Origin of the sequence: Streptomyces sp. NPDC005963 (assembly GCF_040638655.1) — a bacterium.
Lineage (GTDB): Bacteria > Actinomycetota > Actinomycetes > Streptomycetales > Streptomycetaceae > Streptomyces.
Map to the genome: position 1 here is coordinate 51,356 of NZ_JBEXVD010000015.1, position 15,311 is coordinate 66,666.

The 15,311-nt window shown below is 71.5% G+C and carries 11 protein-coding genes; 8 read left to right on the top strand and 3 right to left on the bottom strand.

Translation table 11 applies throughout. From position 1 onward, the window contains the following. Positions 1-32: 32 nt before the first annotated feature. Positions 33-674, bottom strand: a complete 642-nt coding sequence (locus tag ABZ348_RS20565; protein WP_358935015.1) for a hypothetical protein — start codon at positions 672-674, stop codon at positions 33-35. 148 nt (positions 675-822) lie between these two features. Between ABZ348_RS20565 and ABZ348_RS20570 the strand changes: the two genes are divergently transcribed. Beyond that, the gene (locus ABZ348_RS20570) at positions 823-1,842 is read left to right on the top strand and encodes an NAD-dependent epimerase/dehydratase family protein (RefSeq protein ID WP_358935017.1); all 1,020 of its coding nucleotides are present in this window, start codon (positions 823-825) and stop codon (positions 1,840-1,842) included. 215 nt (positions 1,843-2,057) lie between these two features. Next, positions 2,058-2,342 (top strand): antibiotic biosynthesis monooxygenase, encoded by a 285-nt coding sequence (locus tag ABZ348_RS20575; protein WP_358935019.1) that lies wholly within the window; start codon positions 2,058-2,060, stop codon positions 2,340-2,342. On the opposite strand, the gene ABZ348_RS20580 is transcribed toward ABZ348_RS20575, so the two are convergent. Continuing rightward, positions 2,334-4,475: an MMPL family transporter gene (locus ABZ348_RS20580; protein WP_358935021.1), complete on the bottom strand. Its 2,142-nt coding sequence runs from the start codon at positions 4,473-4,475 to the stop codon at positions 2,334-2,336. The two genes, ABZ348_RS20575 and ABZ348_RS20580, sit on opposite strands and share 9 nt — an antisense overlap. Positions 4,476-4,795: 320 nt before the next feature. Here ABZ348_RS20580 and ABZ348_RS20585 point away from each other — a divergent pair, with 320 nt between their 5' ends. From ABZ348_RS20585 to ABZ348_RS20595, 3 genes are all read left to right on the top strand, one after another. Then, the gene (locus ABZ348_RS20585) at positions 4,796-6,061 is read left to right on the top strand and encodes a sensor domain-containing protein (RefSeq protein WP_358935023.1); all 1,266 of its coding nucleotides are present in this window, start codon (positions 4,796-4,798) and stop codon (positions 6,059-6,061) included. Continuing rightward, positions 6,046-6,693: a response regulator transcription factor gene (locus ABZ348_RS20590; protein ID WP_358935025.1), complete on the top strand. Its 648-nt coding sequence runs from the start codon at positions 6,046-6,048 to the stop codon at positions 6,691-6,693. The genes ABZ348_RS20585 and ABZ348_RS20590 overlap by 16 nt, the downstream gene beginning before the upstream one ends. A 246-nt stretch (positions 6,694-6,939) precedes the next feature. Then, entirely contained in the window at positions 6,940-8,442 is a 1,503-nt protein-coding gene (locus ABZ348_RS20595) for a DUF1996 domain-containing protein (RefSeq protein ID WP_358935027.1), read from the top strand. 144 nt (positions 8,443-8,586) lie between these two features. Here ABZ348_RS20595 and ABZ348_RS20600 read toward each other — a convergent pair whose 3' ends face one another. Next, positions 8,587-9,093, bottom strand: a complete 507-nt coding sequence (locus ABZ348_RS20600) for a hypothetical protein (protein ID WP_358935028.1) — start codon at positions 9,091-9,093, stop codon at positions 8,587-8,589. Between the two features lie 118 nt (positions 9,094-9,211). Between ABZ348_RS20600 and ABZ348_RS20605 the strand changes: the two genes are divergently transcribed. The 3 genes from ABZ348_RS20605 to ABZ348_RS20615 all read left to right on the top strand — a co-directional run bounded on the left by ABZ348_RS20605 (position 9,212) and on the right by ABZ348_RS20615 (position 15,300). Continuing rightward, the gene (locus tag ABZ348_RS20605; protein ID WP_358935030.1) at positions 9,212-12,304 is read left to right on the top strand and encodes an alpha-N-acetylglucosaminidase; all 3,093 of its coding nucleotides are present in this window, start codon (positions 9,212-9,214) and stop codon (positions 12,302-12,304) included. Between the two features lie 208 nt (positions 12,305-12,512). Then, the gene (locus tag ABZ348_RS20610) at positions 12,513-14,396 is read left to right on the top strand and encodes a hypothetical protein (protein ID WP_358935032.1); all 1,884 of its coding nucleotides are present in this window, start codon (positions 12,513-12,515) and stop codon (positions 14,394-14,396) included. 133 nt (positions 14,397-14,529) lie between these two features. Continuing rightward, complete coding sequence (locus ABZ348_RS20615) at positions 14,530-15,300, top strand: TetR/AcrR family transcriptional regulator (protein WP_358935034.1); 771 nt, start codon at positions 14,530-14,532, stop codon at positions 15,298-15,300. The last annotated feature ends 11 nt before the right edge of the window (positions 15,301-15,311 follow it).

Consider the following 15,311-nt stretch of genomic DNA (forward strand, 5'->3'; position numbering starts at 1 on the left):
AGTTGGTGTGACATGGGGGAATAGGCCCCAGGTCAGACGAAGGCTCCGGGGGCCGTGGCGCGGGACAGCCAGGAGTGGGGCGGGCCGCGGCGCACCACGGTGTGACCGAGCAGGAGGGTCGGCCGGCGGACGAGCGGGGCCCTTCGGACCGGTGCGGGCCGTGGACGTTCCGGCAGGAGGACGACGGCCAGCAACAACCGGAGCGGAGTGAAGGCGAACGCGGCGGCGGTGCGGGCCAGTCGGAAGAACGCGGATTCGCCGTGGGCGAGCCACAGTGCGCAGAAGGCTGCTGCGGCCAGGTGGGCCGCGAGCATGGTGGCGGATGACTGGCCCGTCGCCCCGACCTCGACCGGCACCGCCGTGGCCGTGTGGTCCACGGAGGCCATGTGGTGGGTGGGGGTTGTGGCTGTCGTCCGGTGGGTCTGGGCGAGTCCGAAGAACAGGTGCAGCGCGCCCTGCATGGCCAGCAGGCCGAGGCCGATGGAGAGTGCGCCGCGGCGGCGGCCGGCGGCGAGCCAGGCGCAGCCGGCGGTCACGGGGACGGCCGGAAGGAGCACCAGGAGCGGTAGGTCATGGCCAGATGTGAACGAATGCCCCATGGCGGCCAAGGAGCTGCAGATCGCCGCGAAGAGTGCGGCTCGCAGGGCGCGCAGGGGCGACCGGACATCCGTCATGGTGCGCACATGCTGCCATCCTCCGGGCGGGTGCGGGAGAGGTGGGAGTGGTCCGATCCCGGCGAAGACGCAGGCTAAAGCGGGCGGATGGGCTCTTCTTGCAGCAGAATCCCTGTTCACCGTGGGGACGGAGGGGCAGAGTCGCCCCATGAGACTTCTGATTTTGGGTGGTACGGAGTTCGCCGGGCGGGCGGTGGTGGATGCGGCTCTGGCGCGTGGCTGGGAAGTGACCGTCTTCCACCGGGGTCGGCACGGGGCTCCGCCCGGGGTGGTGGAGTTGCTGGGCGACCGTACCGAACCGGACGGGTTGGCCGCCCTCGCCGAAGGCACCTGGGACGTGGTGGTCGACACCTGGTCGGCCGCGCCCTCGGCGGTGCGGGACTCGGCCCGACTGTTGGCCGATCGGGTGGGCCGCTATGTCTATGTGTCGAGTTGCTCGGTGTACGCCTGGCCTCCGGTGGCCGCACCCGATGAGTCGGCACCCCTGGTGGAGGCGCCACTGCTGGAGGCACCGTCCGCCGCGCGTGGCGCGGTGGACGTCCCGTACGAACAGGCCAAGCGCGGCGGGGAGTTGGCCGCGCTGGACGCGTTCGGCGCGGACCGCACGCTGCTGGTCCGGCTGGGGTTGCTGCTGGGTCCGCGGGAGAACGTGGGCCGGCTGCCGTGGTGGCTGGAGCGGATCGCCCGGGGCGGTGCGGTGCTCGCCCCGGGCCCACGGGAGACGCCCTTGCAGTTCATCGATGTGCGCGACTTCGCCGAATGGACGCTGTCGGCGGCCACCGCCGGGCTCCACGGCCCGTACAACCTGGTGAGCCCGCCCGGGCACTCGACGATGGAGGAGCTCCTGACGGAGTGCGTACGGGTCACGGGGGCGACGGCCGAACTGCGGTGGACGGACCCCGCGCCGATCTTGGCGGCGGGTGTCGTGCCGTGGAGCGGGCTGCCGATCTGGGTGCCGCAGGCGGAGGCCGCCGAACTCCACCGGGCCGTGTACGGGCTGGGGGTGGCGAAGGCGTTGGCCAGCGACTTGTCCTGTCGGCCTGCGGCGGAGACGGTCGCGGACACCTGGGCGTGGTTGCAGTCGGTCGGCGGGAGCGCACCGCTGCGGCCCGATCGGCCGGCGGTGGGCATCGACCCGTCGGTGGAGGCGGAGATCCTGGGTCTGTGAAGTGCCGGCCCGTGAGGTGTGGGCCCGTGAGGTGCCAGACGAGCGCTGACGGGACCTGTGGTCCGGTCAGCGCTCGGGGTCCTGCACGGGGCGGATCCGGGGTCGGTGGCACGTCCCACCGATGAGTTCCCCCTTCCCGTACGGTCTCCTCTCCGTGGCCGGGGCTGCCCGGCCGTTCGCGCACCGTGTGAGCACGGTCCAGGAGAGGGATTCCCATGCTGATCGTGTCCGGCTGGATCAGGGTCGACCCGCAGGTCCGGGATGGTTATGTCGCCGGCTGCCATCGGATCGTGGCCGCGGCCCGCACCGCACCCGGCTGTTTGGACTTCGTGTTGGCGGCCGACCCGTTGGAGGGCGATCGGATCACCGTGTACGAGCGGTGGGCGTCGGACGCGGACCTGGCGGCGTTCCGGGGCTCGGGGCCCGACCCGGAACAGTCCGCGGCGATCCTGGCGGCCGATGTGCACAAGTACCGGGTGAGCGCCGTCGAATCACCGTGAGCGCACTCGCTCCTTGGGGGCGGGGGCGGGAGGCTCCCCGTGTTCCAGCACCGGTAGGCGTCGCAGCAGCCGGGGCGTACGCCAGTTGCGCTCGCCCAGCAGGGCCATCACGGACGGCAGCAGGACCATGCGGACCACGGTGGCGTCCAGCAGCACCGCGACGGCCAGCCCGACACCCATCTGCTTCATGTCCTGCATGGAGAGCGTGCCGAACACGGCGAACACGGCGACCATGATGGCTGCGGCTCCCGTCACCGCGCCCGCGGTGCTGCGGACACCCTCGTCGATCGCGGCCGGGGTGTCCGCCCCGCGGTCCCACGCCTCCCGGATCCGGGAGACCACGAAGACGTGGTAGTCCATCGACAGGCCGAACAGCACCACCAGGACGAACAGCGGCAGCCAACTCTGGATCGCGCCCACCGCCTCCGTACCCAGCAGGGACGCTCCCCAGCCGTGTTGGAAGACGGCGACCATCACTCCGTAGGCGGCGGCCACCGAGAGCAGGTTGAGCACGATCGAGGTCAGGGCGATGACGTAGGAGCGGAAGCAGAACAGCATCAGCAGGAAGGTCACGGCGGTGATGAAGGCGAAAACGGGGACGATGCCGCGCTGCAACTGGTCGTTGAAGTCGACCGACTCGGCGAGGGAGCCGGTGACGTAGGCTTCCGCGCCCGTCCCGTCGAACGCCTCGGGCAGCCGTTCCTCGCGGAGTTCGGTCAGTGCCTTCCGGGAGCGCGCGTCGCTGCCGTTGCCGGCGAGCGGCACGTCGATCTGGGCCACGTGATGGGCCCGGTCCACGGTGACCGTGTCGAAGCCGGCCAGGGCGTCCCGTATCGGCGGGGCGGTGATGTCCTTGGCGCGCACCACGACCCGGGCGGGCTCGGGGCCGCCGGGGAAGGCTTCGGTGATGCGCTGGTGGGCGACGGAGAGCGCCGCGTCGGAGCCGAACTGCTTCTCCATGCCGAGCTGCTCGGTCTTCATCCCGACCGCGGGGGCGGCGAGCACCAACAGCGCGAGCGCCCCGAGGGCGGCGAAGAGCTTGGGCCGCGCCAGTACGGGGGTGAGGACGGCTCCCGCGAAGGCGCCGCCGCCCCGGTGTGACCGTGTGCGTCGACGGCCCGGCAGCGGTATGCGGCCGGCGTCGACGCGGTCCCCCAGCCAGGACAGCAGGGCGGGCAGGACGGTGACCGAACCGAGCATCGCGATGAGGACGACGAGGATGGTGGCGAGCGCAAACCCCTCGAACAGCATCAGACCGGACAGGAACATACCGGCCATCGCCAGCATCACGGTGACGCCGGAGATCAGTACGGCCCGGCCGCTGGTGGCGGCGGCGATCCGCAGCGCGGTCTCCGCGTCGCGTCCCGCGGCGCGCTCGTCGCGTTCCCTGCGCAGGTAGAAGAGGCAGTAGTCGACACCGACGGCCAGCCCCATCAGGAACATCACGGAGTAGGTCGTCTGGAAGAGGTGCAGTTGGTGGCTGGCCAGGGAGAGCAGTCCGAAGGCGGCCAGGCAGGCGGTGAGCGCGAGAGAGACCGGCAGGAGTGCGGCGACGACCGCTCCGAACGCCACCAGCAGGATGCCCAGGGCCAGGGGAATGGCGGTGAGTTCGGCCCGCTGGAAGTCGTCGCTGAGCAGATCGCCGAGCCACTTGTCCGCGCTGGCGTCGCCGAACTGGTGGAGTTCGACGCCCCGGTGGTCGTCGTCGACCTCGCGGACGGCGTCGAGCAGGGGCTGGACCCGGTCCCCCGCCGTGGTGGGATCGCCCGCCATCTCCAGCCGGACCAGCGCTTCCCTTCGGTCCTCGGAGACCAGCGGCGGTTGCACCTTCTTGACCTCGCCCGTGCCCCGCAGCGCGGTGGTCACCTCGGTCACCGCCGTCCGCCATCCTTCGGCCGCATCGGCGCTGACCAGGACGAGTTCACCGGCCGGCCGGTCCAGGCCCGCGTCCTCCAGGATCTTCTGGGCGCGTGCGGAGTCGCCGGCCCCCTGTTCGGAGTCGGTCATCTCCACCATGCCGGCCGCGCCGCCGGCCACGGCGGTCAGGACGACGAAGAGCAGCCAGCCGACGATGGCCGCCGTGCGGTGGTGCGCGCTCCACACACCGATGCGAGCCGCGAGATTGCGTCTCATGACGTTCGTTCCCCCAGGGGTCGGGCCGAGATGGGCGCCGGCCGGGGCGACGGGCCCAGGGGCCGTGCCGTTCGCCGACGACGTTTCGGGGACGACGTTAGGAAGGCAACGGTGTCTCCCCCAGCCGTCGAACCCCCCGTTCACGGAGCCGGAAGGCGAGGGTTCGAGGTGGTGCCAGCACCACCCCACGGCCGGGGGCAGGACCCAGTGACCTGAGCGGACGGGCGGGCGAGACTGCTCACACCGGTACGAGGACTCCTACCGGTACGAGGGCTCACACCGGTACGAGGGCTCACACCGGTACGAAGAGGGGAACGGCCATGGACGCCACGACGGTGCGCACATCACTGCTCGCCGGTGCCAGGGGACTGGCCCTGACGTTGATGGCACTGATCGGCTCGATCACCCTGTTCGTGCTGACGGTGGTGTCCCTGGCCCTGTCGGTGGTGGGGATCGGGGTGCTGATGACCCCCGCGGTGCTGGCCCTGGTGCGTGCCCATGCCAACCTCCGCCGGCGGCTCGCGCCCAGTTGGGGCGGCGTACGCATCCCGGCCGGCTACCGGCCGCTGCCGCAGGATATGCGGCGTGGTCTGACGGGTCAGGTGGAGCGCTGTGGCCATCTGTTGCGGGACCCGGCGACCTGGCGGGACGTGCAGTGGCTGTTCGTGGACTTCACGGCCGGTGCGATCATCGCGGTCCTGGCCCCGGGCCTGTTGGCCCACGGTGTCTTCGGGCTGCTGCTGCCGCTGGGGCTGTGGGGACCGCTGGTGTCCGCGCAGCACACCTTCTGGTACACGTTCGTCCCGGTCAGCGGGGCGGGCACGGCGGTGGCCGCGGCCCTGGTGGGCTGTGCGCTGATCGGCATCGGGCTCAAGGTCAACCCGCTCCTCGTCCGTACCCACTTCAAGGTCGCCGGACTGTTGGCGGCGCCGAGCCGTGCTGCCCTGGAGCAGCGCATCGGGCGTCTGACCGAGACCAGGCACGATGCGTTGGACACGTCGGCGGCGGAGTTGCGCCGCATCGAACGTGATCTCCACGACGGCGCCCAGGCCAGGTTGGTGGCGGTGGGGATGAACCTGAGCACGGTGGAGGCGCTGATCGAACGCGATCCGGCGCAGGCGAAGGAGTTGATCGGCCGGGCCCGGGCGACCTCCGCCGAGGCGCTGGCGGAGCTGCGGGACCTGGTCCGCGGCATCCATCCGCCCGTACTGGCGGAGCGCGGCCTCGGGGACGCCGTGAAGGCCCTGGCGCTGCGGCTGCCGCTGCGGACCGACGTGGACGTGGAGCTGACGGGCCGCGCGGAGGCGCCGGTGGAATCGGCCGCCTACTTCGCGGTCAGCGAGGCGCTCGCCAATGCAGTGAAGCACTCGGGCGCGGAACGGGTCTGGGTCGACATCAGCCACCGGGGGGACGCCCTGCGGATCGCGGTCACCGACAACGGCAAGGGCGGTGCCTCGGCGGACTCCGGGTCGGGGCTGAGCGGGGTGGAGCGCAGGCTCGGCACCTTCGACGGGATCCTGGCCGTGAGCTCCCCCGTGGGCGGGCCCACGATGATCACGATGGAGATCCCGTGCGCGTTGTCCTAGCCGAGGACCTGTTCCTGCTGCGGGACGGCCTGGTGCGGTTGCTGGAGGCGTACGGCTTCGACATCGTGGCCGCCGTCGAGAGCGGCCCGGAGCTGACCGCCGCCCTGGCGGAGGGGGAACCGGACGTCGCCGTCGTCGACGTCCGGCTGCCGCCCTCGCACACCGACGAGGGTCTCCAGTGCGCGCTGGCGGCGCGCCGGGCCCGGCCTGGACTGCCGGTGCTGGTCCTGTCCCAGCACGTGGAGCAGTTGTACGCACGGGAGCTGCTGGCGGACGGGGTGGGCGGGGTCGGTTATCTGCTCAAGGACCGGGTCTTCGACGCCGACCAGTTCATCGACGCCGTCCGCCGGGTGGCGGCCGGGGGGACGGCCATGGATCCGCAGGTGATCTCCCAACTGCTCAGCCGGCGTTCCCAGGACCGGCCGCTGGGCGGGTTGACCCCGCGGGAGTTGGACGTCATGGAGCTGATGGCCCAGGGGCGTTCCAATGCGGCGATCGCCTCCCAGTTGGTGGTCACCGAGCGGGCGGTGGCCAAGCACACGTCCAACATCTTCGGGAAGCTGGGGCTTCCGGTGTCGGATGACGACAACCGTCGGGTGCTGGCGGTGCTGGCGTATCTGGACCGGGGCTGACTCCACCGGTTCCGTACCGCCCGATCAGGACCGCGCCCGGGAGGGGTAGGCCCGCTACCCCGAATGCCAGACGGGCCTTTTGTCAGGCTATGACGGCTTCGATACTGGACCTTCCTCCGAATTCCACCCCGGATTGAACGCCTCCGCACCCGGGCCCGTATGGAACGGCGCGCTTCTCCCTCTGCCGGGGAACCCTCGACAACCCTCAAACGACCATCTCCCCGGCGACGAAGCAGAGGAGTTCCCGTGGGACGCAAGACGAGAAAACGCTCGAAGCTGGCGAACCGTGCGATCGTTTCGACGCTGGCGCTGGTCCTGGGCGGAGGTGGGCTGGTAGCCGTCAATGTGAACGCGTCGGCGGGCGAAGGCCGCTCCGGACAGGAGCAGCAGAGCCCGTACGCCGGACGGCAGGTGTCGACGATCGACTGCCCCGAGGTCGCTGATGGACTGCCGCGTGAGATGCCGCCTCCGGCCCGCGCCGAGGTGGACCGCGAGATGGCGGCGATGGACACGCAGATCGCGGATGCCTACCAGCGGTTCGACGAGCGCAGGGAGCAGGTCCAGAGCGACCCCGAGCTCGCTGACGAGGCGATCCTCAACCCGTTGCAGGACGACCGCCGGGCGAGCATCGACCGCATCGTCGCCGCCATCGAACGCAACGGCGCAGAGCCTCGCGGTATGCAGGGCATGGCCGCGTGCACGATGCGTACGGCAGCCGATGACGACGGCGACGACGGCGACGAAGATGACGACAACGACAACGAGGTGAAGGGCAACCGCCCCGGGAAGGGCAACGGCAACCGTCCCCCGAACCGCCCTCCGGGTAACGGAAACGGCAACGGGAACAGCAGCGGCCAGGCCGGCAACGGACCCGTGCGCTCCGACTTCATCGACATCCGTTCCGTACGCCCCAATGTGCAGAGCGCGCAACAGCGCCGGGGCGCCTCCCGCGGAACCTTCTCCTCCAGCTGTGGGGTGAACGCGGCCGGACTATTCAACTCCGACAATGTGATCGTCGCACCGGGCGTCTCCAACGGAGCGCACCATATGCACGACTACATCGGCAACCAGGGCAACGACGCCTTCGCGAGCGACGAGGACCTGGCGAGGGCCCGCACGACCTGTAGCAACCGCGGCGACAGGTCCTCCTACTACTGGCCCGTCCTGCGCGTGCAGAACGGTCGGGCCGAGAGCGACGCCAACCAGGACGGCGGCGGCAGGGACAAGAACGTCGGCGAGATCCAGACGCCGACCCAGGTGACCCTGAACTTCCGGGGCAGCCCGGTCGGCAAGGTCACCGCGATGCCGCGGTTCCTGCGCATCATCACCGGCGACGCCAAGGCGTTCGTCAACGGTCCTGGCAACGCCAACGCCTCCTGGAGCTGCACCGGCTTCGAGGACCGACAGCTGAAGGACAAGTACCCGATCTGCCCGCGCGGCAGCCAGGTGGTGCGGACCTTCAACTTCCAGAGCTGCTGGGACGGTCGCAACACCGACAGTGCGAACCACCGCACCCATGTGGCCTTCGCCGACCGCAACGGTCGGTGCGGCCAGGGCTTCAAAGCCATCCCGCAGCTCGTCCAGCGGGTCGTCTACAAGGTCCCGCCGGGCCCCGGCTTCGCCGTGGACTCCTTCCCGGAGCAGCTGCACAAGCCCGTCACCGACCACGGGGACTTCATCAACGTCTTCGACCGGAGGCTGATGGACCGGATGGTCAGCTGCATCAACCGGGGTGAGCAGTGCCGGTGATCTGAGCAGGTCGGATCGGCCCCTCTTGGCGCGGGGGCCGATCCGGCCATCAAGCATGACCGGACCGCGGCACCTCCGCCCGGTCCCGTGCACCTCGCGGCCCACCCCGCGCCGCCGCCCGGCGGCGCCCCTGGTCCTGCGCGGTCAGCTGCCATGGTCCGAATGGTCCTCGCTCCCCCCACCACCACTCCCCCCACTTCCCCCTGAGTGGTGGAGCGAGCCGCTCTCGACCGTGCCCCCGAGCCGACCGCGCAGCGCCGCGATCACCTTCTCGTCGCCCACGGCGACCCAGCGCCGGCCCACGAGGTAGGTGCCTCCGTAGTCCTTGGCCGCGCTGATCCACTCGTGCAGTCCTCGGTCGTCGACGAAGGTCGTCAGCACATACCTACCGTCGGACGTGGTGCAGTTCGCCTGCCTCAGTTCCTCCGCGTCCGTCTGGATGTTCGGTGTGCAGCGGGCCCGCGCGGCCAGTTCCTCCAGGGTGCCGACGGCAGGGGCGGGTGAGCTCGCGCTCCGCGAGGGCGCCGCATCACCGTCGCCACGCCGACCGCCGTCACCGCCCGAGGAACACGCCGTGACGAGCGCGAGTGCCACAACTGCCCATGCCGTACGGGCCGTACGGCCGCGCCGGATCTTCGTCCTGGTCCGCATCCGGCCATCGTGCCCGTGCGGCGCGCTCTCCCGTGGCCGAACGCCGAGTAACGTGCGCCACGCGCGCACCTACTGTCACTGCGCAATCACGGATACGGGCGTACCCGGAGGAATCCTGATGTCCGAGCTGTCGAGACGTACGGTCCTGGGCACCGCGGGAGCCATCGGCGTGGGCGCGGCACTCGCCGGCCCCGCCTCCGGTGCCACGGCCCTGACCCAGCACCCCGGCCGCCGGGCCGTCTTCAACACCGCCCCGGCACAAGCCGCCCTGCGGCGGCTCCTGCCGGACCACGCCGACCAGTTCCGGCTCACGGCCGTCGGCGGCGCCGAACGGTTCAAGGTCACCGGAATCGCCGGCCTCATCGAAGTCACCGGTACCTCCCCCGCCGTCCTGCTCACCGGTGTCCACTGGTACCTCAAATACGTGTGCCGGGCCCAGATCACCTGGTCGGGGAGCCAACTCGATCTGCCCGTGGTGCTTCCCGCACCCCGCAAGGCCCTGGAGCAGCGGGCGACCGTCCCCCATCGCTTCGCGTACAACGACACCCACGACGGCTACACCGCCCCCTACGCCGACTGGGCGCGCTGGGAGCGCCTCATCGACGTCCTCGCCCTCCACGGCTGCAACGAGGTCCTGGTCACCCCCGGTCAGGAGGCCGTCTACCACCGGCTCCTCAAGGACTTCGGCTACTCGGCGACCGAGGCCGACACCTGGCTGCCGGCCCCCTCCCACCAGCCGTGGTGGCTGCTCCAGAACATGAGCGAGTACGGCGGACCCGTCTCCCCCGCGCTGCTGGCGGCCCGCACGGAGTTGGGACGCAAGATCGTGGACCGACTGCGTCAGCTGGGGATGCATCCGGTGGTGCCCGGATACTTCGGCACGGTCCCCGACGGCTTCGTCGCCCGCAACCCCGGCGCCCGTGTCATCCCCCAGGGCACCTGGAACGGACTGCGCCGCCCCGACTGGCTCGATCCGCGGACCCCCGTCTTCCCGGAGATCGCCGCCGCCTACTACCGCCACCAGGCGGAGCTGTTCGGCGAGATCGACCACTTCAAGATGGATCTACTGCACGAGGGCGGCACCGCGGGTGACGTGCCCGTGGCGGACGCGGCCCGCGCGGTCGAGACCTCGCTGCGCGCCGCCCGCCCCGAGGCGATCTGGGTGATCCTCGGCTGGCAGTCCAACCCCCGCCCGGCCCTGCTGGACGCGATCGACACCGACCGGGTCCTGATCGTCGACGGACTGTCCGACCTGGACACGGTCAAGGACCGGGACACGGAGTGGGGCGGCGCGCCCTACGCCTTCGGCACGATCCCCAACTTCGGCGGCCGGACCACCATCGGGGCGAACACCGACCGGTGGACGGCGAAGTTCACCGAGTGGCGCGACAAGCCGGGCAGTGCCCTGGTCGGGACCGCCTACATGCCGGAGGCGGCCGAGCGGGACCCGGCCGCACTGGAACTCTTCAGCGAGCTCGCGTGGCGCACCGAGCGGATCGACCGGGCCGCCTGGTTCGCCGAGTACGCCACCGTCCGCTACGGCGGCGAGGACCCGGCGGCGCAGGCCGCCTTCGCCGCGCTGGCCACCACCGCGTACCGACTCAGCAGCAGCGATGGCCGACCCTACGACTCCCACTTCGGCCGCCGGCCCAACCTCACCTCCGCCATCGGGACGGCCTTCGACCCAGCCGCCTTCGACCGGGCGCTGGACCAGTTGCTGAAGGTCCGCCCCGCGCTGCGCGACAACGACGCCTACCGCCATGACCTCACCGACGTGGCCCGGCAGGCGCTCGCCAACCGCTCCCGTACGCTCCAACTCCCCCTGCGCGCCGCCTACGCCGGCAAGGACGTGGAGACACTCAAGGCCCTGTCGGCGCTGTGGTTGAAGCTGATGCGGCTCAGCGACACCATGGCCGGCTGTCACCGCTCCTTCCTCCTCGGGCCGTGGTTGGAGGACGCCAAACGGTTCGCGACCAGCCCCGAGGAGGCCGTGGAGCTGGAGCGCACCGCCCGCGTACTCGTCACCACCTGGGGCGACCGGGTCGTGGCCGGCCACTTGAGCAACTACGCCAACCGGGACTGGCAAGGGCTGCTCGCCGATGTCCACGTACCGCAGTGGGAGGCGTACCTCGCCGAACTCGTCGCCGCACTGACCGAGGACCGCGCCCCGAAGGCCATCGACTGGTACGCGACCGAAGAGGCGTGGACCAAGGACCGGCGCTCCTATCCCATCCGTCCGACGGGTGATGCCCACCGCACGGCCGAGCGGGTGCTGGAGACCCTCACCACCGCGCCCTACCAGGGTTTCGCATCGGTGAGCGTGGACCCGCCCGCGTTCGCTCCGGGCAGCTCCGGCACGGTGACGGCCTCCTTCCGCAACCTCAACGGGCTGCGCGCGACCGGCGCGGTCGACTTCGCCCTGACCGTCGAGGGTGCCGCGCCCGAACCCGAGGGCTCCACGACGGTGACCTCGGTGGCCGCGGGCGGAACCGAGAGCGTCTCCTGGCGGGTCACCGCACCCGCCGAACCGCTCACCGCGCCCCTGCGTCCGCTGTCGTACGCCCTGCGGACCCAGTACGGACCGCAGGGCGAGGAGCGGGTGTCCGTGACCCAGCAGGGCGCGGTCCACATCGCGTCGCCCTTGGACGCCCAGTGGCGCACGTTCACCAACAGTGCGGCGGTCTTCGGCCAGTTCGGGGAGCGCTTCGCCATCAATGGCGCGGGCAACGACCTCTGGCGGGGCACCGCCCACTTCGGCAGCGCCTACCGCGAGGGCGCGCTCCGCCCGGGTACGAGCGTCACGCTCCAGGTGGACTCACAGGACCGCACGGCCAGTTGGGCACGGGCGGGAATCATCGTCCGCAATCGACTGAACGCCCCTGGCGACCTGGGATTCGTCAATCTGGCGGTGACCCCGGGGCAGGGCGTGGCGCTGTCGTACGACTCCAACGGCGACGGCACCCTCGACACCTACCGCCGGATCACGGGGGTGCGGGCGCCCGTGCTGCTGCGGCTGACGCGCGGGACGGGGACCTCGTTCACGGGGGCGTGCTCGGTGGACGGAGGGACCGTCTGGCGGACGGTGGCGACCGTCTCGGTACCGGGTGCGGCCCCCAGTGCGGACGTGGGGTTCTTCATGACGGCCATGAACGGAGGCAGCGGCGCCCGCGGGACGGTCGCCTTCAGCGGCTGGGAGGTCAACACCGGCTGACCCTGCACGGTCGGGCCCGGGCCCGCACTGGCATACGAACCACCGGATGTCGGTACGTCCCAACGGGGACGCCGTCCCTCGAACGCACCGGGCGGCGTCCGGACCGTGCGTCCCTCCCGACAGCCGATGCAATGGGGCTGCTGAGGCGGATGATTCGCCAGCCACCACCCGTGGGTGACCATACGACGATTCGCTCGTTCAGCTGAACGTGCGCTCACAGGACACCATCCCCTCGCCCGGGACCTCCCTCGAACTCGAACACGCCGAGGCCGCCCTCGTCGAGCACTATCCCCGGCTCGTACGCATCGCCTACCTCGTGCTGCCGCCCTCGCTCAGCCGCAACCGCCGCGTCCTGACCTCCCACGCCCTGGTACAGCGCTCACTGCCGCGCGGCCGGGTCGAGGACGGCGGCACCGGCCCCGCGTACCTACGGGCGCGCGTGATCGAACAGGCGCTGGCAGCCGGGCAGCCGCTCACCTGGTCCGCCCGCCCCCGCCGCGCCCAACTCCCCCCGCTGCTCCCCCGGATCTGGGGGCTGCGGGTCTTCCCGCGCGCGGGCGGCGCCGATGAACTCGCCCTCGACCGACGTCTGGCCAGACTCTCCGGACCGGCCCGCGCCGCATACGTACTGCGGCAGCTGGAGGGGCTGGACGAGGACGGCGTACGGCAGGTGCTGCACACCGCGGGGGCGCGGGAGACGGACGCGGCGATCGCCGATGCCGCCGAGGCCCATCGCGCCGACCCACGGGCCGGGGCCCTGCTGTCGTCGACGGAGTTCGATCCCTGCTCGCTCCAGGTCCGGCCGCCCGATCTGATGCGCCGCCGACAGCACGCCCGGGCCGCCGTGGTGGGCGCAGCGGCGATCGCGGTGTGCGGTGCGCTCCTCGGCATGCCGGGTGACGGATGGGGCCGCACCGGTGCGGCGGCCCCGCCGTACTCCCGCAACCCCGTGGCCGAGCGCGCCCTCGACCCCGGTCAGCTGGTGCGGGTCTCGCCCACGGCATGGCGGCAATCGTCCCGGCTGGACTTCTCGGTGTGGCCGGCGCGCGGAGAACTCGTCAAGGACCGCACGCTGCTGCGCCGCGCCCTGACCGTATGGGCGCGCCCCGGCCGTTCGGTGACGGTGTCGGCGACCCCGACCACACCCCCCGGGCCGCCGATGGGCCCGGCCCAGTTGCTGTACGCGGGGGTCGTGGACGAGGTCCGGGTGGTGCTGCTGCACGACGGACTGCGGATCGTCCGCTACGCCGAACCGTTCGGCTCCTCGCGGGACGCGGCGCTGGACTTCGCCCGGACGGACGGGGCCGAGGCCCTGTCGTCGGACGCGTTGGTGGTGGGGCGCACGGACGGGAACGTCCGCTATCTGACGGCCCCGTGGGTGCGCAAGGTGTCCGTACGGGATCTGCTGACCCCGACCGTGGCTGCCCGACCGCTGCCGCGCGATGCGCACGGGGTGACCCGGCCGATGCCCAGCCCGGCGCAGGCCGGCACCTGCCGGACGTGGGAGACGCTGGAGATCGCCGACGGAACGGTGAACCGGTTCCTGACCGATCTGGGCGAGTTGACACCGGCCCGGCTCACCTTCGGCCCGCCGGCCGCCCCTCAGGACGTGCGCCCCGGCGCTTCACTGCCGGTGTGGGCGTCGACGGCATGTCTGTTGCCCGAGGTCCGGGGTCGCGGCGTCCGCACGGTCAACCTCTGGCGCTACGCCCAGCAGTCGTTGCCCCACTCGGCGGGCACCGCGTCCTGGCTCTGTCTGCGGGCGGAGACCTGGCGGGGTCGGGGCAGTCGGACGTTGGCCCAGTTCCAGGCGCCCGGGGCGCCGATGAGCGCGGTGGTGGCACGGTCCGACGACTCCGCGGCCTGCGGAGTGCGCGACCCCAAGGTGCTCGCGGGCGTGGTGTGGCGGTCGCCGTCGGGCGATTGGTACGTGCTGGCCGCGGGGAGCGACCGGTTCGCCTCGCTCGCCGCCACGGGCGGGGTCACAGCGCGGGCGCCGGGGCGGCTCCTGGCGATCCGCGCCCGGCAGGGAGCGCGGGCGGAGTTGACGGGCGTCCTGCTCAACGGCGTACGGGCGGGTGCCCTGGGCTGAAGAACGTCGGGACGTGAGCGGTGCGCCGTCGGTGGACGCCCTTGCCGTCGGTTGCTTCCGGCACGGACCCGCGCGCCCGCTCTTGGGTCCACCTATAGAACACATGCGCGTATGACATCGGTAGGGTGTTCGCATGACCACCGGGGTTCGCCGCAGGATGGGCGTCGAGGAGCGCAGACAACAGCTGATCGGCGTTGCGTTGGAGCTGTTCAGCGCCCGCTCGCCCGACGAGGTGTCGATCGACGAGATCGCCGCGGCGGCCGGCATCTCCCGACCGTTGGTCTACCACTACTTCCCCGGCAAGCAGAGTCTGTACGAGGCGGCGCTACGGCGCGCGGCGGACGACCTGGCCGGCCGATTCGTGGAACCGCAGGAAGGCCCCCTCGGGGCACGGCTGCTGCGGGCCATGACCCGCTTCTTCGACTTCGTCGACCACCACGGACCCGGCTTCTCCGCGTTGATGCGCGGCGGCCCGGCCATCGGTTCCACCACCACCAACGCCATGGTCGACGAGGTGCGCCAGGCAGCGTACGACCAGATCATGGCCCATCTGGGCATCGAGTCCCCGCCGGTGCGACTGACCCTGGTGGTGCGCTCGTGGGTGGCGCTCGCCGAATCGACCGCGCTGCTCTGGCTGGACGGGCGGAAGATTCCGCGCGCCGAGTTGGAGTTGCAGTTGGTGCACGACTTCGGCGCCCTGTGCGCGGTGAGCGCCGCGTACGACGACGAGATGGCGCGGGTGATCGTGGACATGCTCGCCAAGGAGCCGGGGCAGGGGCCGTTCGCGGATCTGCTGGAGCGCCTGTTGGCGTTCGCCCCCGCAGCGGCGGTCACGGTGGGAGCCGTGTCCGGTCCGGTCGCCGTCGACCCGACTGACGCGATCCCCGCCCCCCGCAACGCCTGAGCGGCCCTGCG

Excerpts from the sequence above, each read along its gene's own strand:
- ABZ348_RS20570 (WP_358935017.1), top strand. The coding sequence starts at position 823 with ATGAGACTTCTGATTTTGGGTGGTACGGAGTTCGCCGGGCGGGCGGTG.
- ABZ348_RS20575 (WP_358935019.1), top strand. The coding sequence starts at position 2,058 with ATGCTGATCGTGTCCGGCTGGATCAGGGTCGACCCGCAGGTCCGGGAT.
- ABZ348_RS20585 (WP_358935023.1), top strand. The coding sequence starts at position 4,796 with ATGGACGCCACGACGGTGCGCACATCACTGCTCGCCGGTGCCAGGGGA.
- ABZ348_RS20615 (WP_358935034.1), top strand. The coding sequence starts at position 14,530 with ATGACCACCGGGGTTCGCCGCAGGATGGGCGTCGAGGAGCGCAGACAA.
- ABZ348_RS20600 (WP_358935028.1), bottom strand. The coding sequence starts at position 9,093 with ATGCGGACCAGGACGAAGATCCGGCGCGGCCGTACGGCCCGTACGGCA.
- ABZ348_RS20565 (WP_358935015.1), bottom strand. The coding sequence starts at position 674 with ATGACGGATGTCCGGTCGCCCCTGCGCGCCCTGCGAGCCGCACTCTTC.
- ABZ348_RS20605 (WP_358935030.1), top strand. The coding sequence starts at position 9,212 with ATGTCCGAGCTGTCGAGACGTACGGTCCTGGGCACCGCGGGAGCCATC.
- ABZ348_RS20580 (WP_358935021.1), bottom strand. The coding sequence starts at position 4,475 with ATGAGACGCAATCTCGCGGCTCGCATCGGTGTGTGGAGCGCGCACCAC.